We start from the raw sequence: 21333 nt of genomic DNA, 5'->3' as shown, positions 1-21333 counted from the left end.
TGCGGTCGTTCAGCCGCTCCGGCGAACTGAGGTACGCGGAAAACCGTTCTCCAACCGATTCGATCGCAGTCGGTGATGATAAAATTTCGATGGCTACTGCACTTCCGCCCGATACCACTCCATCGCCTCGGGCACGTGCGCCTCGAGCGGCTGATACTCGTATCCGAGCTCCTCGCTGGCTTTCCGCGAACTGTAGAACAGCCGCTCGGTGGCGAGCCTCGCCATCTGCCGGTCGAAGGGGAACAGCCGGCGGTCGGCGACGGCGTCGACGACCTCGGCGACCGGTCCGGCGGCCCGAATCGCCGCGGACGGAACGCGGATCCGCGCGGGCGAGCCGCCGGCCGCGTCGGCGATTCTGGCGACCGCCCGGTCGTAGGTAAGGTTCTCGCCGCCGAGGATGTAGTGCTCGCCGCTGGTTCCGTGCTCGTACGCCGCAAGTATGCCGTCGACGACGTCCGAGACGCCGACGATGCTCAGGCCGCCGGGGAGGTAGGCGGGCATCGTCGGTTCGACGCCCATCGAGAGCAGTTGCGCGGTGAACTCCTCGTCGCCGGGGCCGAAGATCGACGTCGGGTGGACGGTGACGGCGTCTCCGTCCGTTTCGGCGTAGCGATCGACCAGTTCCTCCGCCTCGGCTTTCGAGGCCTGGTAGGCACCGATCGGCTCGGCAACGTCCGTCTCGTCCGCGAAGTCGCTCCCGTTCTTCGGTCGACGCGTGCCGGACGTACTGGTAAAGACGACGCGGCCGACATCGCCGTCCCGGCAGGCCTCGAGCACACGCTCGGTCCCGTCGCGGTTGACCTCCCGGACGGTCTCGGGACCGGCGCTCCAGAGGCCGATTCCCGCGAGATGGAAGACGGCGTCGGCCCCGTCGACGAGGTCCCGGAGCGTCTCGTCGTCGAGGATATCGCCGACGTACCACTCCACGTCGTCGAGGTCTCCCCGATCCGAGGTCGGCCGGCTGAGCCCGCGGACCGTCCAGCCCTCCTCGAGGAGGCGATCACAGAGCCGCGAACCGAGGAAGCCGGTCGCGCCGGTGACCGCCGCGGTTCGGGATCCGGTCGTCGCGGTCATCGACCACCCTCGAGTTGCGGCGGGACGGCGTCGCCGGCGACCGCCGCGTACACGCGGTAGGCGATGGAGACGGCGGGATGGGTCTCGTCTGAGGGCGGAAGCTCGCCGTCGGGGATCCGCTCTCGAAGCCGCTCGAAGTCGACGCCGTCTCCCTCAACGGTGACCGGTCCGGCCTCACCGCGGGCCGTCTTCAGCGCCGCGTCGGTCTCGAGCGATCGGCCGAGCAGCGAGGACGCGACGGCGTCGACGGCGGAAGCCGAACCCGCGAACAGTGCGTTTCCTGCAGTGGGATCGCCGCCGTAGGCGATCGTCGCGTCCAGAACGGAGACGGCGGGCTCGATGACGCGCGTCGCCGCGACGGGAACTCGCTCGGGATCCGCCATCGAATCGACGAGCGCGGCGAGCGTCCGCATCGCGCCGGCGACCGGCCCATTCTCGGTAGGTCGCAGCGACGGGACGACGATCACGGTACTCTCGGCGAGCCGCTCGGGCACCGAAAGCGCGATCGGACTCCCGTCAACGGTACAGATGTCCTCGGTCCGGGACTCGTCCGCCAGATCGACGAATTCCGCGTCGAAGCGCTCGAGCAGGCTCGCGTAGCCTATGTACTCGGCGGTTCGAGCGACGGAGATCCGCTCGTCGCTCGCGCCAACGACGGCTATATCGGCGTCAGTCCGCCGCTCGAGGTGGGACACGATCGAGCCGATCACGGCCGGGTCGGTGACCATCCCCGACGACGGGTGGAACGGGTAATGGGCATCGGGGACGAGCGTTAGTCGGTCGGCAGCGGCGAGCGTCTCGAGTGAGGGCTCGAGCACGTCGCGGACGGGCGACTCGAGCGCCGCCATGCGGGCGTCGATATCGGGATCCCACCCGCCGCGGCGTCCGGTGGCGTCGACGGCGGCTGCGCGGACCGTGTCCCCGTTCGTCGCGTCGTCCGTCGTGCTCGTCGTGTTATCCGTCGCGCTCATAGGGTCACCTCGGGCGTCTCGAGTCCGTCGATGTCGTCGGCGTCGTCGGTCTCCGCGACTGCCAGCTCGTATGCCCGTTCGGCGAGTTCGAGCGTGCGGCGACCGTCGGCCCCGTCGACCGGCGGCTGTTCGTCCTCGCGGATCGCATCACAGAAGTCCGCCAGGGCGTCGTAGTGAGCCTGCAGGTAGAACGTCGGACCGAAGACGGCCGGCTCGTCGCGCGTGAGTCGACTCGCGACGTTCGAGAGGGCGGATTTGGCAGCGCCGGCGTAGAAGTTCTGCGGCAGGTGGTCCTGATTGCTGATCGTTCCCGTCACGCCCTCGAGGCGAAGCCGGGTGTTGACCTCCGGAAGCTGTTCCCACTGGTAGGAGCCGCAGTGGAGCGTGATAGTCGTCCCCGTCTCCGGCGCTTCCATGAGGACGGTCGCGGCGTCCTCGACGTCGATCTCGAGCGTCTGCCCCATCGAGGCGTCCCGGACTCGGAGCTCGCCGAACAGCCACTCGAGGACGTCGAAGCAGTGGACGCCGAGCTCGAGCAGGGAGCCCCCGCCGACCGCGTCGGAATCCAGCGGCCACGACGGCGGCGCGTTCTCGACCGGTGGTCGGCCGAGCGGCCCGTCGTTGAGCCGGGTGATCGAGGCGTAGGGGACGTGACCAACGCTCCCCTCGTCGTAGGCCGCCTTGACGCCGGCCATGTCCGGCTGGTAACGCAGCGTATGGTCGACGCCGATCGCGATGCCCGCCTTGCGGGCGGTCTCGAGCATCTCGTCGGCCTCGTCGGTCGTCCGAGCCAGGGGTTTCTCGACGAAGACATCGACGCCGGCCTCGGCGGCCCGTTCGACGGCTTCGCCGTGGAGGAACGGCGGGAGTGCGACGACCGCTGCGTCCAGGTCCTCGGAGTTGAGCAGCGTCGCGTAATCGTCGTACGTGCGCGACGCACCGGCGCGTTCGGCGCGCTCGCGGTTCTCGGGGACGGCGTCAGCGGCCGCCACAACCGTGACGCCGGGCATCGCGGCTGCTGACTTCAGGTGTACCATGCCGATGTTCCCGACGCCGAGGATGCCCAGCGAGAGCGCATTCGAGTCGGTCAACCGATGCAAAAGAGGTGTTGGTGCCATCTGTCCGAGAACGGGCCGGCTGCGGGCTTTGTTATCGTCGTCGTACCCGCCAGAGCGCTCGAGTAGCAAATCCCTTCAGTCGTTCGTCTCGGTCACTTCCAGCTCGCCGTCGCCTGCTCCGTAACCGGCGACGATCCCGAGACACGGCGGGCAACATCTCCCATCGTCTCGACCGTGAGATCGGTCGCGGTCCGCCGGCGCTCGAGGTGAGAGAGAATCGCCCGCATGCGGCGATCGTCCCGCTCGTGGGTCAGGTTGTTCGGGTGGAGCCACATGTGAAAGAGCCCGTCGGTCCGGGCCGCCTCGTCGATCCCGCTATGGGCCAGTTCGACCATCGGATCCGTCCAGATCGACTCGGCAACCGTCCGCGCCGGCCCCTCGAACCCGAAGAGGAACATCGACGCCGGCACGTTGACCAGCCCGTACTCGTCGACGGCCGGTTCGACCAGCATCGACCGGTCTCGAATCGTCGAATCAAATATTCCGCGCACGCCGTCCCGCGTCGGTGATCGTCCCCGATACGCCGAGACGCCCTGCTCGGCCAGCACCTCCCGGTGGCCGATATCGTTGCGCGGGTAGACGAACGAGTCGATCGACTCGTTCCAGTCGGCCGCGATTTCGCGGCTGCGCTCGAGTTCGGCGACGGCGAACTCGCGATCCGTCTCCGGGCGGCCGAACAGGGCGTGCGAGAAGGAGTGGCTGGCGAACTCGTGGTCGGCGCCCGACTCGAGGAGATCCGTCACGAGATCGGGGGCGTATCGAAGGTCATCGCGGTCCGCCCAGTCGGTTCGCTCGCGGTCGAACCAGCCGTCGGGGGCCGGATGGTCGGCGTGGACGCCGTCGCAGTCGTCGAGCATGAGGTGACCGACGACGGCCCATGTCGCCGGGATATCGAACTCCTCGAACAACTCGAGCATGACCGACCAGCCGCGGCGACCGGCCTCGACCCGCTCGGTCGGCGGATCGGCCAGATCGTGAAATCCCCAGCCGAGTTCGGCGTCGAGGGAAATTACGACGCTGCCCACGGGATCCACCACTGTTGAACGCGTTTCATATCGGGACGGTCCGCCCGGGATGACTTTGTTATGGATCTCTTGTCGGGACGGGGACCGAGAACCGTCGTGGTTACCGCCGCCGCTCGAACGCCGCCGAACGCGGACATGCTGGCGGAAGAATTAATCGGAGCGAACGGAATCGAATGGAGGCGGCTACCGGGTGAAACCTCTCTATAACAAAGCGCTCGTCGGGCAATTTCTGTCCATAGGCGTCTTCGACGTCTCCCTACATAATCATGAGCGGATCTACAACCCCCTCCGAGCGAGCGTTCGTGCTTGGACTCGACGGCGTACCGTGGAGACTCATCGAGCAGTGGAGCGAGGAGGGCGAACTCCCGAACTTCGCCCGGATGCGCGAGGAGGGCGCGTCCGGAACGCTCGAGAGCACCCGTCCGCCGACGACGCCGCTCGCGTGGCCGTCGATCGCGACGGGTGTCTGGCCGGACAAACACGGAATATACGGCTTTCAGAACCTCTCTTCGGAATACAGCCACGAGATGTACACGAGTCGAGATCTCCAACAGCCGGCCCTCTGGGAACAACTCGGGCCGGCCCACGTCGGGAACGTCCCGATGACGTATCCGGTCAGCGAGATCGATGGCACCATGGTCACGGGCATGATGACGCCCTCGACGGACCGGGAGTTCACCCATCCACCGGATCTCCGGGACGAGATCGAATCCCGGATCCCGAACTACGAGATCAGCCTCGATTACCCCGAGTACGCCGATCGACTGGACGACTTCGAAGTCGCCGTCGACGACGTGCTCGCAAAGCGCCGCGAACTGATGCGGATTCAGATGGACCGCGCCGGCGACGACTGGCAACTGTTTTTCTTCGTCTACACCGCACCCGACCGATTCCAGCACCTCATCTGGGACATGGATCGGCTCCTCGCCCACTACAAGAAACTCGACGACGTGCTCGGCGAGGTCATGGACTACACGGACGACCACGACGCGGACCTCTACGTCGTCTCCGATCACGGCTTCGGCCCGATCGAGGACCTCGTCTACGTCAACCGCATCCTCGAGCGGGAGGGGTACCTGTTCCGCCGCGAAGACGACGGGACCCGCGGCGCGCTCGCGAGCCTCGGCATCTCCCGGGACGCCATCACCGGTGCGCTCAATCGCGTCGGGATCACCGAAAAAGCGCTCGTCCAGTCGCTCCCCCGACAGCTGGTCGACTCCGTTGCCGAGCAGATTCCCGGCGATCACGCCCTCTACGACGTTGACTTCGACCGCACGGTCGCGTTCGTCCACGACACCGGCAACCTGTACATCAACGACACCGAGCGCTTCGACAGCGGCGTCGTCGATCCCAGCGAGATCTCGGAGATCAAGGCCGATATCAGGGCCGCCCTGGAGTCGGCGACCGACGCCGACGGGGGGGCGCTGCTCGAGGTGTCCGACGGGGACGATCTGTTCCCGACGGACGAGAAGTCACCGGACCTCGTCGTGAGCGGTCGGGGAACCTACGAGTCACGAAGCACGGTCGCCGACGACGTGATCGGCGATACCGGGGTTTACGACGCGAGCCACCGCAGCGAGGGGATCGTCCTGTGTCGCGGGCCGTCGATCGACGCCGGAGCGACGCTTCGGGGCGCGCGCGTGGTCGACGTCGCGCCGACGCTGCTCCACGGAATCGGCGAACCGGTCCCGGAAAACGCCGACGGACGGGTGTTGTTCGATGCGTTCGCCGAGGAAGCGCGCCCGGCCTCGAGAAAGGTCGACCGCACGACGGTCAGCCGGACCGACACCGACGATGCGGTCGATGAGGACTTCGACGACGTCGAGGACCGACTGAAGGGGCTCGGTTACATGGAGTGAGTGATCCCGCGGTCCGTCGCGACCCGTTCTCCGAGTGACTATCGGCTCGGCAGGGGCGGGTAACTACCGCCGTATACATCGTGATAGGGCTCTTTTCCGGCGCTCTTCGATCCCGAATACTTCCGGTCCGCTCGAACGGATACCGAACGGCCGCCACCCTCCTCTCACGTCCGATCGCGCGGTAGCGTCAGCGTGATAGTGTTTCCCGTCTCGGATCGATCGAACGCGATATTGCCGTCCGAGAGGTCGGCGACCCAGTAGACGAGCCACAACCCCAACCCGGACGTGTGATAGACGTCGTCCATCTTCCAGTCACCGGTGAGAATGCGAAACTCGACTTCCGGGATCGGCGGACAGTTATCTCGAATCGAGACGGAGATCGTTTCCGGATGCGAGCGGACGGTTACCGACAGTTCCGGCTTACCGTGCGGTTCGTGTCGAACCGCGTTCTCGAGGAGTTCCGCCACGGCCAACTCGATTTCAGTTACTGCGCGGGCGGTCGCGGTGTCCGGAGACGTCGTCTCGATCGTCGCGTTCGGATACTGGTCGCGTATCGTTTCGATTGCCTCGGTTACGACTGGGACGAGGTCGATCGAGGCGGGCACCGATCCCTCCGTTAGCAACTCGATGATCTCGCGCTGCTTGGCGGCGGTCTCGAGGAGTTCCTGCCCCTGTCGGCGGATGGTCGCCGCGTGTTCGCGGGACGATTCGTCGCCGTCCCTCGCGATGCACTCTGCGTTGCCGAGCATCACGGACAGATCGTTTCGCAGGTTGTGTCGAAGGAGATTGTCCATGATCACGAGCTGGCGTTCCCGGCGACGACGATCGGTGATATCCCGGGAGAACCCGACGATACGGTCGACCTCACCGTCTTCGATGATCGGTTCGGAACGCACCCAGACCCAGCGGCTGTAGTCTGTGTCCGGATTGACGCGATACTCGATGTCGACCGATTCGCCGTCCGAGGTGCGGGCCATCGCTGCCGTGACGCGGGAAACGTCGTCAGGGTGGACGACATCGAGAAACTCATGCGGGTTCGCCTCGAGATCCTCGACCGGTTGGCCGAAGACGTCTTCGTAGACCGGGTTGACGAACAGGAGCTCGGTCCAGTCACTGTTGAACATCCAGAGAACGTCCCCGACCGTCCCGGCGATCGTCTGCAGTCGACTCTCGGCGGTGCGGCGATCGCGTTCCGCAGCGACCTGTTGGGAGATATCCCGCGAGCTGACAACGTACCCCTCGAGCGTGTCGTCGGGCAGATCCGTAAAGCGGCTCTCGAGCCACACCCACTCGTCGCTTCGGGTCGCGTGACGATATTGGACCGACGCGGACGACTCCCCCGTCGAACTGATCTGCTGGAACTGGTCCGCGACGGTTTGCCGATCGTCCGGATGGATGTACTCCTGGGAGTCCTCGCCGACGAGCTGGTCCGGCTCGTACCCGAGGATAGAGCGACTCGCATCGTTGACGTAGAGGTACGTCCCCGCCTCGTCGACGACGGCGAGTTTGTCCTGGGCGTTCTCGAGCAAAACCGAGGCCAGATCGCCGATTTCGACGGTCATCTCACTATTGTGGCAATTGTTCACGTAGGATGATGAAAAGCGTGGTGGGCGCGTCACCGACCGAACGCCTCGCTCTATCGACCGGATCGGACGAGTCGAAGGCCGGCTTTCGCCGTCGTCCAGGCCGGGTACACGGTGTTGTAGACGCTGTTCGGCGCGTTTCGCGCGCCGGCCCAGAGGAGTCGGTGGACCAGCGGCGAGCCGGACGACGATATCAGATCGGCCAGGTCCGCGGTTTCGAGCCACTCGAAGAAGGTTCGCTCGGCCGGCGTCGCGGGTTCGGTCTCGCTCGCGCGCTCGCGGATGTCGGCCCACATGTGGCGCTCGTCCTGCCCGAGCACCCACTCGCCGCGCTCGAGGGAGCGACGGAGGTCGCGGTAGTCCGCGTCCGAGAACGGATAGCCGTGGTTCGACGGCTCGAGGCCTGACAGGCGAAGGCCGACCGCCGTTCGATAACACTTCTCGCACTCGCCGCAGTTACCGTCCATGCGGTCGTTACAGGTCTGGAGTTGCAGTTCGGGATCCTCATCGCGGACGTAGTCGGCGATGACGTCGAGGCGTTCCTGCCGGGTGAGTTCGTAGGCGTCGTGGTGACACCGCGTCCCGGCCCATCGGACGTGCTCGTCGATGTCGGGGCGAGAACCCCACTCGAGGTCGATCCCGTCCCAGTGAGTCGCGGCGACGTAGAGGTCTTCCATTCCGCGCGCGTAGGCCATCGGTGCGCAGAGCCCGAGCAGTCCCAGCCCGTGACCCACGGAGCTGTACCAGCCGCCGTCGACGTAGCGCTTGTAGTGGGCCAACAGCATGGGATGATCGAGGAAAGAGAGCATGTTCGACTCGACGAACGCCGTCTCGCAGTCGTGGTCAGCGGCGAAGCCCGAGACGCGCTCGCGGAGGGCGTTCCACTTCCCGTCGTCGGCGGCGTCCGGGGTGATCGTCCAGCCGCGAACGCTGATCAGCGTCGGCGACTCCTCGCGGTGGCGGACGTACGAGCACGTCGAGTCGACGCCGCCGGTGAACAGCAGGCCGCTCTCGGCGGTCGCGTCCGGTTCCGGTTCGATAGTTCGGCGCGCGTAGAGCGTCCCGCCCTCGAGGAAGTCGTGCATGTCACACAGCGACTCTTTTACGTTCTCGAGCGCGCGGGCGAACGTCGCGTCGACCTCGTCGACGTAGACGTCGGCTCCGTTGGCCCACGCGACCGGACAGACCTGCGCGAGGACGGGGATCGCGAGCACGCCCTCGGGAACGTCCCCGATCGGAACGTCGTAGCTGGTCCGAAACGATTCGTCGGTGAAGAATCGCTCGAGGTCGGCAGCGCTGCGGACCGAACACTCGAGAGTCGCCTCGTGAGTTGAGATCTCGTCGATGATGATGGATGACATAGTGAGGGCGAGTTCGGGTGTCGTCTCGACCGATCACGACCGCCTACAAAAACCGGCATAATCGTTGATCGATTCCGACGCGAGAAACCAATCCGTAGCTGACCGTTCGGATTCGATAGGGATAGCATACTTTGGATGGAGGGCTCACAACGGCTGTTTTCGAGGGTAGGAAGCCTATAACAAACCCCGACAGTGCCGACCACTGGCCCAACACATGCGTATCGAGACTGGGCCGGCCGAACTCGGTGAGAGGGCATGAGACGATCGACGCTCAACGTGACGGTCGCAATCGGCTTTCTTGCGGTTGCGATGGGGATCCTCGTGGCGAGGGCGAACCCCGCGACCGCCTACGAGCCGTCGGTCTACGCGGGCGCTCCGACGGTCTCCTGGATCGGGTTCGCACTCGCGCTCGCGGTCGCGGTGGGGGTGACCCTGTCCTGTCGCGGCCGTCAGCAGGGACTCGGAATCGGTCTCGGGGGACTGACGGTCACGGCCATCGTGAGCCTCCCGATACTCAGGAACTATCGGTTCGCCGGAATGGGCGACGCACTCACGCACCTCGGGTGGACGCGCGACATCGTCACCGGCGGAACCGCGCCGCACGAACTCTTCTATCCGGGACTCCACGCTATCGCGACGGTCCTGCACTTCGCCGGCGGTGCCTCGATCGAACGGGGGCTCCTGATCGGGATGGTCGTCCTCTTCGTCCCCTTCGTCATCTTCGTCCCGCTCGTCGTCCGCGATATGACCGGCGACGGGCTGGCGGTTGGCCTCGCCGCGATCGTCTCCTGGATGGTGCTGCCGATCAACAACATCGCGACGCACATGGGCGTTCACACCAACTCGAACGCGCTGTTCCTCGTTCCGCCCGTGCTCTTCGCGATCGTCGCCTACCTCCACCGGCGCTCGACGCTCGAGCGACTCCCGCTCGACGTGTCGCCGTTCAGTGTCCTCATCTTTCTCACCGGCCTTGCGCTCTTGTTGGTGCATCCCCAGCAGATGTTCAATGTCGTCGTTCTCATTGGCGCGATCAGCGGCGTCCAGTATCTCGCCCGCCGGCGCTACGACGACCACCCGATGCTCGAGCATCCGACGACCTACGTTCACACGCTCTCCCTCGGGGCCCTCTTCGGGCTCTGGGCGCTCGGCAACGAGCGGTTCAGGCAGGCCGTCGGCGGCCTCGTCACCGGGTTGCTCGCACAGGATATCGGCGGCGGCACCGAAGTCGACCAGCGGGGGACGTCGTTGACCGAGATCGGTGGCAGCCTCACCGAGTTGTTCGTGAAGATGTTCCTCGACGCGGCGATCATCGGCCTCGTCGTCGGCTGTTTCATCCTGGTCGTCTGGCTCGGCCGGACGAGCCTGGACGGGGAGACCAAATCCCTCGTCAACTACTTCGCGTTCGCGCTGTTCCCGCTCTCCGCGATGTTTCTCGTCTACTTCCTCGGGACGCCCACGATGGCGTTCCGGCAGATGGGGTTCATATATGTGCTCCTGACGATCCTGGCCGGCATCGCCCTCGCAGGGCTCGTGGGCGGCCTCTCGAGCGTGATCACGAGACCGGGCGCGAATGCAGTCACGGCGTTGGTACTCGGGGCGTGTCTCGTCCTCGGGCTCATGACGGTGTTCACGTCGCCGCTGATCTACAACCCGGGCCAGCATGTGACCGGCGAAATGATGAGCGGTTACGAGGACGGGTTCGATCACGGGGCCGAGGACGTCCCCTACGCGGGGATGGGATACGACCCCTATCGATACGACCACGGCATCAACGGGGTTTCCGGCGGCGACACGATCAGCGGCGCGTCGGCCGCGACCGGCTCCGTCAACGCCACCGTGTTTTCGGAGGGGAACTACAGCGGGGCTTATCCCACCGACGAGTACTACTTCGTCGTCACCGACTGGGACGAGTCGCGGGAACTCGACGTCTACCGTGAACTCAACTACGACAGGAGGGCCCTCGAGGCACTCGACACCGAGCCGGGTGCGAACAAGGTCATTTCGAACGACGACTTCGAGATGTACGCGATCGATAGCGCACCGTAGGGGCCCCTCATCGCCCAGCGCGACTGCGTTTCTTCGGAGAGAGCGAACCGGTACGTCGAGCGATGAAGTCGCCTCTCGTGCTCGGTATCGAATCGTCGCTCTCGCACTGTCGCGGTCGATCACGGCCCCTCCGGAGGGGGTGTCCAACTCGGTCGTCGGGTCGTCCGGCTCGAGATATGGATGATGATATGCGTGCGTTGGGCGGCGCCTGGACGCACACTCGGGACGGGTCGTACCGAGTCCGGTATCGGCACCTCACTGGCGACCGCGGTGGTTCGACGCTGTTCGTCAATCGTGCTGACGGAGTGACTGACGGGCGACGGTGACGTCAGTCGGCGTTCCGGCCGGTAATAGGGTATTACGACCGAGGAAACGGATTCCTGTCCGAACGAAACAGCGTCACCACCGGAAAAACGATGCGGGAAGCAACTCGTCGAATTCAGCTCGGAGAACCCCACACTCCGAGGAATTCCCTCGTTTCTCGAGAAAATACGTGATTGCACGCCGTCGTTACACCGCGTGATCATTCGTATATTCGAGAACGAAGATGCATAGATTGTGCCAGTTTCTGCAAAGTTAGTAACTATGTCTGTAAATTTAAGCCATAGTAACAAGGAAAAGTTTATGGGCGTAAGATGGTGTTACGAAAATGTATGGCGCAGAATCCCCGTACGTCCGAAACGGAATCCGCTCCGACGACAGGCCGAAATTCCGGATTAACCCGCCGTAACTACGTTCGCTCGTTCGCCGCGGTGGCGACCGCGGCGACCGCACTCGGCGGTGCCGGTGCAGCCTCGGCCCAGGACGACTACGAGGTCATCGAAGCCGAGGGACAGACGATTACCATCGGCTCCGGTGAGACCTGGGAGAACAAACTCATCGACATGACGACCGGACAGGACATCATCGTCACGGCCCACAGCAGCGACTGGACGATCCGAAATATCGGATTCAAGGGCAAGAATACCTCCGGCACCGGCTCCGCCACCTTCGGTATCTCCGACACCGCCGGCGGGACCTGTACCGTCGAAAACGTCTACCTCGGCGACGGCTCGAGTACGGGTAACGGTAACCCGAACGGGCACGGCCAGACCGCTTTCTGGGTCGCTCCCGACCACTCCGGTCACATCGACTTCAAAAACGTCAACATCCAGAACTTCGCGGACAACGCAATCTACGCCTCCGCACCCGGCAACAAGGGCGGCGGTACGATCCACATCGACAGCAGTTTCGCCGCGAACTGCTATGTCTCGCACTTCCGACTGGCCACCGAAGGCAGCAAGGTGACCAATTCCAGCGTCTCCGTCGACGCCAGCGAGGGCTACGTCGGCCGCGGAATCTGGGCGTGGGCCCCCGGGACGATCGAGGTCGACAACTGCCAGATCGAGATGAACGGCCAGAACTCCGCCATCGTCGCCGGTGCGAACGGAAGCCCTACCCAGGTCTCCGTGACGAACTCCGACTACGACGAGGGTGCCGGCATCTCCGAAGAAGCAGGTTCGAGCGTCCAACTGGGCGACGGCGTCGGTACCGATCCCGAGGCAGTCATCCCGGATGGCGTTCCAACCTCCCCCGAAGCCGCCGCATCGGGCGCTTCGAACTGAATCCGCCGCTGACGCATCCCTCCACACGTTCCGTTCCCCGCTGACGCGCCCTTCCTCCACAGTGCGGATCGTTGCTTCCCCCTCCCGCGATCCGCACTGGCACACTCTCGCCGTATTCACTTCTCGTTCGACGGTTGTCACAGACTCGAGCCGTCTCCGATGAGGAGTATATAGTAGCCACTGCAAGTCACTGCACACCTGATCGCATAACGGCGTTGCGATCAGTGTTAATCCGTTTCAGTGGCTACTATAGTAGTCACCGAAACGATTCCCCGCTGATCGCACAGTCCGCAGGAGGTGGTTTTGCGTCCGGATTCGAGGGATCCGTTTCTCGAGAGACAAAACGGTTGTAGACGATCGCTTCTTCCGGGGGTCGTCGGAGTGTCGCTGCAAAGTAATATCGTATTACCGGCGACGGACATCCAGAATCAACCGGCTTTCGGCGCCCGTTTCCTGGTAATACGAGTATACCGATACGAAAACGAGAATGTTCCGCACATATAATTCCGAAGCTAAAAACCACTCAAACTTTTAGTAATAGTGCAGGGAAGAGATACAGTCTGTAAATTTTAAGGGCAGAAATGCGGAAAGTTTATGCCGGTAGTATCTAATTACCTGATTGCATGGCACGCGACCCTTCGGTACTGGACGACGAGTCGTCCGTCTCCACCGACGCGGAGGCGACCGACGAAGGCGGTAACGAGAAATTACTACACCGGCGATCGTATATGAAGCTGGCCGGTGCGACGACGGCGGCCGCGACGCTAACTGGAGCCGCGAGCGCCGTCGAAGATGACTACGAAGTCGTCGAGGCGCGCGGGCAGACGGTGACGGTCAACCGCGGCGAAACGTACGAAAACAAACTGATCGACCTCACGACCGGTGAGAGTTTCCTGATCATGGTCGAGGGAGCCGACTCGGCGGTTCGGAATATCGGTTTCAAAGGTCTCTATCGCGGGGACTCGTTCATGATCTCGATCAACGCCGGGCAGGGAGACATCCTCTTCGAGAACATTTATCTGGGCGACGGCGCGACGAAGGAAGGCGCGAGCTTCGTTCACGGGCCCGGTGCCGTATTCATGCACCGAGGAAGCGAAGCGGACCTCACCTTCCGCAACTGCAACGTCCAGGGATACCCGAACAACGGCTTTTACTGTTCCAACACGCCGTACGGCGGCAGCGTCCGATTCGAGCGCTGTTTCGGCAAGAACAACGGCGTTACCACCTTCCGCTGTGGCAGCGAGGACGACGAAATCATCGACTGCGTCGCCTACAACGACGATACTGACTACGGGCGCGGCTACGGCGGCTACGGCGAGACCAACGGCCGCCCCGTCTGGGTCTGGAACGGCGGTACCGTAACCATCCGCGACTCGCACTTCGCCGACGGCCCCTACCCGTACTCGCTCGTGGCCGGCGCGAACGGTTCCGCGGGCAGCGTCGACTTCCAGAGCGGCGGCTATCGCGGACAGATCCGGGAGGCAAACGGTTCCACGGTCTCCATCGGCAACGACGTCTCGAGGGAGCCCGATCTCTCGATCCCCGACGGCGTCCCGACGTCGCCCGAGGCGGCCGCATCGGGAACCGAATCGGCCGGCTCGAGCGGCGGAGCCAACGACGAGGCGACGAGCAACGAGGAGGGCTCGCAACTGCCGAACGTCCTCCTGGTCGACGGCGATCCGTCGGACGCGACCCGATACGAGTTCACGGTCGACGGTGCGATCGAACACACCAACTACGAGGGAGCCTCGATCGACGACGAGGACACCATCGACGGCGCGACCGTGCAGGGGGGCGTGGCCGACTGGAAGGACGCCTTCCGGTTCGACGGCGACCTCGCCGAACTCACCGTCGACGGCCCCGGAACGGTATTCGTCAACGGCGAGGCGGTCGATCCGGCCGACGTCGGGCAACAGCTTCCACACGTCCTCGAGGTCGCGGGACAGGGGACGCCGACGAGCTACGAGATCACGGTTGACGGATCGATTGAGCTCGCGTCGGACGCGCAGCCGGAAGCGGACGCGACGACGGTCTCGGGGTCGACGGTTCAGAGTTCGCTCACCGACGAAACCCAATCCTTCCGATTCTCGGGTGCGCTGACGGACCTCACGTTCAGCGACGGCGCGGCGGATGTGACGGTCGACGGCGAATCGATTGATCCGAGCGAGTACGGAGAACACGAACTGCTTCCACACGCCCTCGTGATCGACGGCGTCGACGCCGGCGGACCGAGCACGTACTCCCTCGAGGTCGACGGCGCGGTCGTCAAGTCGGAGTACCGGAACGCCTCGATCGACGACGAAGACGTGATCGAGGGTCGAGCCGTTCGCGGCGCCGTCGGCAACTGGCTCGACGCCTACTGGTTCGACGGCGACATCACGGACTTCCAGCTCCGCGGCAACGCGAGCGTCGACGTCCAGTACAACGCGCGCGATCACTGATACGACTCCATAATACGACTCGATTTTCCCGTTTCGCTCCCTCGCCGTTGCTCGAGTGGCGAGGCTCGAACGCGCCGAGCGACCCGACCGCGGCTCGGATTCTCACGCCGCAAAGTCCCATATCAGACATCCAGCGGGAGAGATAGGCGGGTTGTACTGTCGGTACGAGCGTAATAACAAACCAGTTGATATGCGTCTACTGTCGTATGCACATCGGGTTCTATCACGACGCGGCGGGCACGCGCCACGCCGGGGGGATCGCCGTCTACACGCAGCGGATGGCGGTCGAACTCAGCGAGACGAACGACGTGACGCTGTACACCAGACGCGGTGAGCTCTCCCCCGTGTTGCTCGAGTCGGACGTGCGAATCGTCGAGACCCCGTCGTTCGACGACCATCCCTCTCGGGTAACTGATCCGATCAACCCCCTCGGGACCCAGAACCGCAAGAAGTTCCTGATGACGCTGTGGGCGGCCCGTAACGACGTCATCGATCAGATGAACGAACGGCTCGACGTGCTCTGTACGTCCCAGTTTCTGGACGACCTGCTCCTCTCGAACCTCGTCGACGTGCCGACCGTCTACACGTTTCACAAGGCCTCGGACCGCTCTCCGGCGGCCTGGCTTCGCGACCGGTTTTCGCAAACGGACCTGCTGCTTGCCAACTCGCCGGATACCGCCCAGAAGCTCACCGAGACGTTCGGCTACGACTTCGAGGGCGTTATCGCGCCCGGCATCGATCCCGAGGCGTTTCGGCCCGGTATCGAGCCCGCGTTCGAGAGCGACGACCCGGCAATCTTGTTCGTCGGCCGACTCGTCGAATCGAAGGGGATCGACGACCTGCTCGAGGCGGTCGCGGCCCTCGACGGACGGCAGGAACTCCACTTCGTCGGGCGGGGCGAACGCACCCGGATTCGGGATCGGGCCGCGGCCCTCGGGATTGACGACGACGTCGTCTGCCACGGCGAGGTTCCCCACCCTGACCTCCCGGCGTACCACGCCGGAGCCGACGTGTTCTGTCTCCCAAGCCACAAGGAGAGTTTCGGGATGGCGAACCTGGAAGCGATGGCTTGTGGCCTCCCGGTCGTCACGACCGATCTCGAGGGGATCGGGACCTACCTGTCCAACGGGGAAAACGGTCTGCTGGCCCGCGTCGGCGATCCCCAGGATCTCGCGGACAAGCTGACGATGCTCGTGGACTCCCCCTCGCTCCGGTCGCGCCTCGGTGCGCAGGCTCGCGAAGACGCACACGCGTTTCGCTGGACCGCCCAGGCTGAACGCTTCGAGCGGGTCTGTCGCACCGCACTCGAGTCGACCGAGGGGGCCGATCGCCCGTCGAGCGATCCGATCCGGGCGGATACGGTCTGAACCTGCGGCGAACAATGGCGACCGCTATCGCGAACGCGATCGCGCGCAGGTTCCGAACGCGATCGTCTCGAGCCGCGATTCCGTCAGCAAAACCGGTCGAGACCGGTCAGTTGCTTCGGGCGTTGTACTGGACGTCGACGCTCGCGTTCCCGCTGAGCCGGAAGTCCGTGATGTCGCCGTCGAACCAGTAGGCGTCCAGTTCGTCGTCGACGCTGCCGCTGACGGATCGGCCGTCGATCTCGTCGCCAGGGTCGATCGACGCGTCGCGGTAGCTCGCGGTGACGACCTCGCCGTCGATCTCGAAGGAGTAGTTCGTCTCGCCGTCGGTGCCGGCACCGTCGATCACGATGGCGTTGGGGAGCAGTTCCTGCTCGCCGTACTGATCGGGGTCGATTCGCCGGTCGTCGAGGTAGACGTGCGCCGAGCCGTCGATGAAGGTGACGTCGGTGAGCGTCCCGGAGAACCGGAAGCGCTGAGCGCTACGTTCGATCGATCCCTCGACCGTGGTTCCGGAGGATACCGTCGCGTAGTCCTCCGAATCGTCGCCGTCGACCGTATCGATCGTGCCGTCGACCGTGATCTCGTAGTTCGCGGCCGACCCGTTGCCAACCAGCGTCAACACGTGTGGCTGCTCCTGACCGTAGTCGGCCGGATCGACCGCCTCGCCGTTGACGAGCACGCGCGCATCGCCGTCGACGGTGAGCTCCTCGAGTTCGCCGCCGAAGCGGAAGCCGTCGCGCCAGCCGGCGACGCCGCCCGAGACGTGGCCGCCGTCGATGGCGTCCTCGTCGTCGATCGTGGCTCCCTCGACGGTCGCCTTTTCGACGGCCCCCGAGACCGTGAACTCGTAGCTCGTTCCGCCCGCGGTGCCGATCCCGTCGACCAGTAGCGTGTTCTCGAGGCTCGGTTGATCGCCGTTGTACTGATCGGGGTCGATCACCTCGCCGTTGACCTCGACGCGGGCCGAGCCCTGTCGGAACGCGACCTCGTGGAGGTCGCCGGCGAAGCGGAAGCCATCGACGTGGGACGACGTCGTCACCCAGCCGGACGCGCTCGTGCCAGTAATTTCGTCGTGAACCTCGAGCGAGCCGGCGTTCGGATCGGCGACGAGTTCGTCGGTAGTCTCGACGTAGTACTCCGTCGCGTCACCGGTCCCGGTGACCGTCAGGGTGTTCTCGGGGAGGTCCTCGTCCTCACTGTCCTCATTGTCCGCGGGCGGGCTCGAGGAGCCCCCGCCGCTTCCGGCGCTCCCACCGCTCGCCGCTTCCGCACCGCTTTCCGGACAGCCGTCGGGGACGAAGTGTTGCGGGTTCGAGCCGTCGCCGCGGCCGTCGTCGGTGTGGACGTTATCGAGTGTCAGGTTCGGACTCCCGTTCGTTACAACCGAGCCGCCCGTACCGTTCGTAATGAAATGGGAGTTGCGGACGGTCGCGCCGCCGCCGTAGTTGCCTTCCCAGACCCAGATGTTGCGGTTCGCCGCGCGCGTCCCGCTCTTGTAACTCACGCAGTTCTCGATGGACATGCCACAGTCACCGATTCGAAACGCGGTGTGATGGCAGTCGTTACCGTAACAGCCCTCGAGTGCGATCGTCCCGCCGTCGCCGTTGTAGGCGGGCGCGGAGCCGTAGATACCGTTGTTTCCGGGAACGTTGAAGTTGACGTTCGTCACGTCGAGGTGCCCCGAGTGGCTGGGATCGACCCAGATACAGATCGAGCGCTCGCCGCTTGGCTGTTCGCCGGTCGATTCGCCGAAGTAGACGTTCTCCATCACCGACGTTCCGGAGCCGGAATCGCAGACCCCGAAAATGGTCTCGTTGTAGGGAATAGTGCCCGTAAAGCCGATGTTCCGGATCGTCCAGTTCGATCCCTTGGCGGTGATCGTGATGTTGTTTCGATCGCCGAAGTCGATGAGTTTGTTCTCCCAGGTCTCGCCCGAATCGATCCTGATCGACTGGCCGCGCGCCTCGATGACTTCGTAGTCACCCTCGGCCGCGCTCGCCGCGCTCGTCCCGACGCCCGCTGCGACGGCCGTTGCGCTGGCTAACTTCAGGTACGATCGCCGGTCGAGTATGCTGTCTTCGCTCTGTTCGTCGTCACTGACTGTCGGTTCGGCGGGACCGTCTGCGTCCCGTACCGGTTCGTCGCGTGCCATGCGATCTGAGAGAGAACACTACCAGACCATAAACTTTCCTGCCTCACTATCAGTAAGATTTTGTGATTTTCATTATATCACTGTAGATATTTTCTCTAATTATACAGTCTAATCACGGTTTCTTATATTAAAAACCAGACGGCTGCGGCGGGGTGGCATATATATTTATTAGCTTCAAGTTTTGTATAAAGACAGTAGCAGTTTCGCAACTGTCAGAAGCGGGGGAACAAACACGTACTCCAGAATTGTGACCTAACTATTCGCCTGTCGAACAGGCAAGCGAGACAGTCACCCGAAGACGACATCCCGCCGTGACTCGAGGACGCTCTCCGTGGAGTGAATATCGTCGATAAGCGAGGTGAGCGCGAAGAGACGGTAGACCGACACCCGATCGCGGTCCGCGTGTGCGTCGAGGAACGCGTGGAGTTCGTCGGTCGAGAGCACGTCGTCGACGGCCCCGCACTGTTCGATCTGCGTTCGAATGCAGTCGACCGTGCTCGGTCTCAGTTGGGACTCCGTCTCGAGACCGTTGAGCGATTTAATGATCGGTCGCAAGACATCGAACACCCGTGGATATCGCGACAGCAGATCGTCGACGAACGCCGCGGCCTCGTGGCGGGTCGAGGCGACCGGGACGCCGTAATCGGGATGAGTCAGCGCCGCGGCAGCGGGCGCGAGTTCCGTGAGGAACGACCGATAGAGGTTGTACCGAGTCTTCTGCTCGGGCGGGCAGTTCATCGCGTACCGGAAGAAGTCGATCGAGTAAAACGGGGTCGTACTCCAGAAGAAGAATCGATTCCGGTCCTCGCCCTCGAACAGGAAGTTGACGCCGCGCTCGTAGACGAGGAAGTGGACGTACTTCGAGGCGGGATCGGTCTCGGGGTACAGTCGGAGCCGCTCACGAACGCTCCGCCGAATCGCGTCCACGGAGAGCCCCGTAATCTGGGCCACCTCCTCGAGCGAGAGAAAGCAGTTTTCCGCGATGACGTAGTCGACCAGCGCCGATTCGTCGTCGATCGATGTCGCGGGAGTGAGATCGGGGAGCACCTTGTCCCCGCCGTCGCCGGTGACGTAAGTGAGACCGGCGTCGTACTCCTCGCGAAGCTGCCTGAAGAAATCGAGGATAAACGAGGTCAAAAGACCGATCTGTCCGTTTTTCGTCTTGATGATTCGGTCCAGATCCGACCCGTTGGGCGGCCCGACATCGTAGCGCTGCCAGTCGATATCGAACGTCTCGGCCAACTCTCGAGCGAGTTCGACGTCGGACGGCGGTACGAACTCGTCGGAGGCCATCGTTGCCGCAGTCGTCGGGATCCCCTCTGCGTGGTACCCGGCCAGCACGGACCGCGAGTCGAGCCCCCCGCTCAACGAAATTACGTCACGAGTACCGTCGCCCGATCGCTGGCGGCAGGCCCGTTCGAACCGATCGACGAGTTCGGCAGCGTTTCGCGATCGGCTTCGATCCGCGTAGGCCGGCTCACCGAAGTCGAACCGGTGGAGCGTCGTCTCCGTGACCGCGCCGCGCTCCGGATCGATGGTGAGTTTCGTCCCCGGACGCAGCCGGTTCGCCCCGTCGATCAGCGTCCGGTCGCCCAGCGAGTAGCCAAAGAGGAGACACTGAGCGACGCCCATCGGAGCGAACCCCTCGATCGGCGCCTCGTTGATGAGATAGCGCAGTTCCCGCGAGAACAGAAACGTCTCTCCGTCGTGGAAGTAGTACGTCGGCAGCCGAGCGAGCGGATCGTTGAGCAAGCCGAGCCGGTCGGTTTCCTTGTCGGCGGCGACGAGCAGGAACTCGCCGTCGGTCTCGAGTAGCCACTCGGTCAGGAACTCGTCGTCGCCGTCGGCCGCGAGCACGTGTGCCGCAACCTCGAGGAGTTCGCGTTCGAGCGTCTCGTCGTCGCGGTCGTAGATCCGGCCCTCGAGACAGACCCAGTACTCGTCGTTCTCGACGATCCGGATCGGATACTCGGGGTACGCCGTCGTCCCGACCGAACGAGACGCCGATTCGAGGACCACGTTGGCCTCGTACCGATCCGTGTGAACGAGTGGCTCGAGCGATCCGGCGAACGATCCGTCGTCTGCATCCGGCGTTCGCCCGGTGATGCCAACCATATTAGAAGATGTGATAGTCAGCGTCATAGTAATGGCCACGTTTACGATGGCCAGATCCGGGCTACCGAATGCGGTGATCGGCCGTAACCGACCTGAAGCACGAGGTTCTGATCGATCGACTACCGTCTCGGGGCGTTCGCCCGCGAGGCAGTCGACTCGAGCCGGTATAGCCACTGAAACGAGTTACATACTGATCGCAACGCAATCGTGCGATCAGGTGTAGAGTGACGTTCAGTGGCTACTATAGTCACTCTGCGGGCACAGAATTCGCGCACGTCGGCGAATCGGTCGCGTCAGAAGGCTCCCGCGCCGAGAACAGCTGCTGGCACGCGACTGTTCCGGTACTGGATGACGGTCGTCGGGAGCCAGATGAATGTACGGAAGCGGGTAATAAAAAGCCTTCTTAGCGGTCGATGAGAGACCGCCGTGCGAGAACGGATCGATTCCGTCGTCCATCCGTGCGGGGGACCCGGGAACAAACAGAGAGGGAGACTGAGGCCGGAACGGAAATCGAGACGGTGACGAACGCGAACATCCGGCCGACCGGACGATTCGCCGTCCGACTGGTACGGAATCGACGACCGCGTCACGATAGTACCAGCTGAAACGATTCACAC

At 64.0% G+C, this 21333-nt stretch carries 13 protein-coding genes; 5 read left to right on the top strand and 8 right to left on the bottom strand.

Going from position 1 to position 21333, the window contains the following annotated elements:
- Window positions 1–93: 93 nt before the first annotated feature.
- The 4 genes from CP556_RS15270 to CP556_RS15255 form a co-directional block, all read right to left on the bottom strand.
- A complete protein-coding gene (locus CP556_RS15270; RefSeq protein ID WP_098726387.1) occupies window positions 94–1074 on the bottom strand; it encodes an NAD-dependent epimerase/dehydratase family protein in 981 nt (326 codons plus the stop codon).
- Window positions 1071–2045, bottom strand: a complete 975-nt coding sequence (locus tag CP556_RS15265; RefSeq protein ID WP_098726386.1) for a DUF362 domain-containing protein — start codon at window positions 2043–2045, stop codon at window positions 1071–1073. Before CP556_RS15265 ends, CP556_RS15270 begins: the two co-directional genes overlap by 4 nt.
- Window positions 2042–3163 carry a Gfo/Idh/MocA family protein gene (locus tag CP556_RS15260; protein ID WP_098727426.1) on the bottom strand — a complete coding sequence of 374 codons (1122 nt, stop codon included), beginning with the start codon at window positions 3161–3163 and terminating at the stop codon, window positions 2042–2044. The genes CP556_RS15265 and CP556_RS15260 overlap by 4 nt, the downstream gene beginning before the upstream one ends.
- A 92-nt stretch (window positions 3164–3255) precedes the next feature.
- Window positions 3256–4188 (bottom strand): polysaccharide deacetylase family protein, encoded by a 933-nt coding sequence (locus tag CP556_RS15255; protein ID WP_098727425.1) that lies wholly within the window; start codon window positions 4186–4188, stop codon window positions 3256–3258.
- A gap of 266 nt (window positions 4189–4454) precedes the next feature.
- On the opposite strand from CP556_RS15255, the gene CP556_RS15250 reads away from it, so the two are divergent.
- On the top strand, window positions 4455–6047 hold the full coding sequence (locus tag CP556_RS15250; RefSeq protein ID WP_098726385.1) for an alkaline phosphatase family protein: 1593 nt from the start codon (window positions 4455–4457) through the stop codon (window positions 6045–6047).
- 164 nt (window positions 6048–6211) lie between these two features.
- On the opposite strand, the gene CP556_RS15245 is transcribed toward CP556_RS15250, so the two are convergent.
- On the bottom strand, window positions 6212–7609 hold the full coding sequence (locus tag CP556_RS15245; RefSeq protein WP_098726384.1) for a PAS domain-containing sensor histidine kinase: 1398 nt from the start codon (window positions 7607–7609) through the stop codon (window positions 6212–6214).
- Window positions 7610–7683: 74 nt separating this feature from the next.
- Complete coding sequence (locus CP556_RS15240) at window positions 7684–8991, bottom strand: hypothetical protein (protein ID WP_098726383.1); 1308 nt, start codon at window positions 8989–8991, stop codon at window positions 7684–7686.
- Window positions 8992–9246: 255 nt separating this feature from the next.
- On the opposite strand from CP556_RS15240, the gene CP556_RS15235 reads away from it, so the two are divergent.
- The 4 genes from CP556_RS15235 to CP556_RS15220 all read left to right on the top strand — a co-directional run bounded on the left by CP556_RS15235 (window position 9247) and on the right by CP556_RS15220 (window position 16449).
- On the top strand, window positions 9247–11037 hold the full coding sequence (locus tag CP556_RS15235) for a hypothetical protein (RefSeq protein ID WP_098726382.1): 1791 nt from the start codon (window positions 9247–9249) through the stop codon (window positions 11035–11037).
- Between the two features lie 653 nt (window positions 11038–11690).
- On the top strand, window positions 11691–12641 hold the full coding sequence (locus tag CP556_RS15230) for a hypothetical protein (protein WP_098726381.1): 951 nt from the start codon (window positions 11691–11693) through the stop codon (window positions 12639–12641).
- Window positions 12642–13264: 623 nt separating this feature from the next.
- Window positions 13265–15082 carry a hypothetical protein gene (locus tag CP556_RS15225; protein ID WP_176548214.1) on the top strand — a complete coding sequence of 606 codons (1818 nt, stop codon included), beginning with the start codon at window positions 13265–13267 and terminating at the stop codon, window positions 15080–15082.
- A gap of 206 nt (window positions 15083–15288) precedes the next feature.
- A complete protein-coding gene (locus tag CP556_RS15220; RefSeq protein WP_098726380.1) occupies window positions 15289–16449 on the top strand; it encodes a glycosyltransferase family 4 protein in 1161 nt (386 codons plus the stop codon).
- Window positions 16450–16555: 106 nt separating this feature from the next.
- On the opposite strand, the gene CP556_RS15215 is transcribed toward CP556_RS15220, so the two are convergent.
- On the bottom strand, window positions 16556–18601 hold the full coding sequence (locus CP556_RS15215; protein WP_098726379.1) for a hypothetical protein: 2046 nt from the start codon (window positions 18599–18601) through the stop codon (window positions 16556–16558).
- A gap of 288 nt (window positions 18602–18889) precedes the next feature.
- Window positions 18890–20716, bottom strand: a complete 1827-nt coding sequence (locus CP556_RS15210; RefSeq protein ID WP_176548213.1) for an asparagine synthetase B family protein — start codon at window positions 20714–20716, stop codon at window positions 18890–18892.
- Window positions 20717–21333: the final 617 nt, after the last annotated feature.

Source organism: Natrinema sp. CBA1119 (assembly GCF_002572525.1).
GTDB lineage: Archaea > Halobacteriota > Halobacteria > Halobacteriales > Natrialbaceae > Natrinema.
This window is presented reverse-complemented; position numbering and strand designations above follow the sequence as displayed.

Bases quoted from the DNA above. Each gene is read 5' to 3' on its own strand.
- CP556_RS15270 (WP_098726387.1), bottom strand. From the start codon at position 1,074: ATGACCGCGACGACCGGATCCCGAACCGCGGCGGTCACCGGCGCGACC.
- CP556_RS15265 (WP_098726386.1), bottom strand. From the start codon at position 2,045: ATGAGCGCGACGGATAACACGACGAGCACGACGGACGACGCGACGAAC.
- CP556_RS15260 (WP_098727426.1), bottom strand. From the start codon at position 3,163: ATGGCACCAACACCTCTTTTGCATCGGTTGACCGACTCGAATGCGCTC.
- CP556_RS15250 (WP_098726385.1), top strand. From the start codon at position 4,455: ATGAGCGGATCTACAACCCCCTCCGAGCGAGCGTTCGTGCTTGGACTC.
- CP556_RS15245 (WP_098726384.1), bottom strand. From the start codon at position 7,609: ATGACCGTCGAAATCGGCGATCTGGCCTCGGTTTTGCTCGAGAACGCC.
- CP556_RS15240 (WP_098726383.1), bottom strand. From the start codon at position 8,991: ATGTCATCCATCATCATCGACGAGATCTCAACTCACGAGGCGACTCTC.
- CP556_RS15235 (WP_098726382.1), top strand. From the start codon at position 9,247: ATGAGACGATCGACGCTCAACGTGACGGTCGCAATCGGCTTTCTTGCG.
- CP556_RS15230 (WP_098726381.1), top strand. From the start codon at position 11,691: ATGGCGCAGAATCCCCGTACGTCCGAAACGGAATCCGCTCCGACGACA.
- CP556_RS15225 (WP_176548214.1), top strand. From the start codon at position 13,265: ATGGCACGCGACCCTTCGGTACTGGACGACGAGTCGTCCGTCTCCACC.
- CP556_RS15220 (WP_098726380.1), top strand. From the start codon at position 15,289: ATGCACATCGGGTTCTATCACGACGCGGCGGGCACGCGCCACGCCGGG.
- CP556_RS15215 (WP_098726379.1), bottom strand. From the start codon at position 18,601: ATGGCACGCGACGAACCGGTACGGGACGCAGACGGTCCCGCCGAACCG.
- CP556_RS15210 (WP_176548213.1), bottom strand. From the start codon at position 20,716: ATGGTTGGCATCACCGGGCGAACGCCGGATGCAGACGACGGATCGTTC.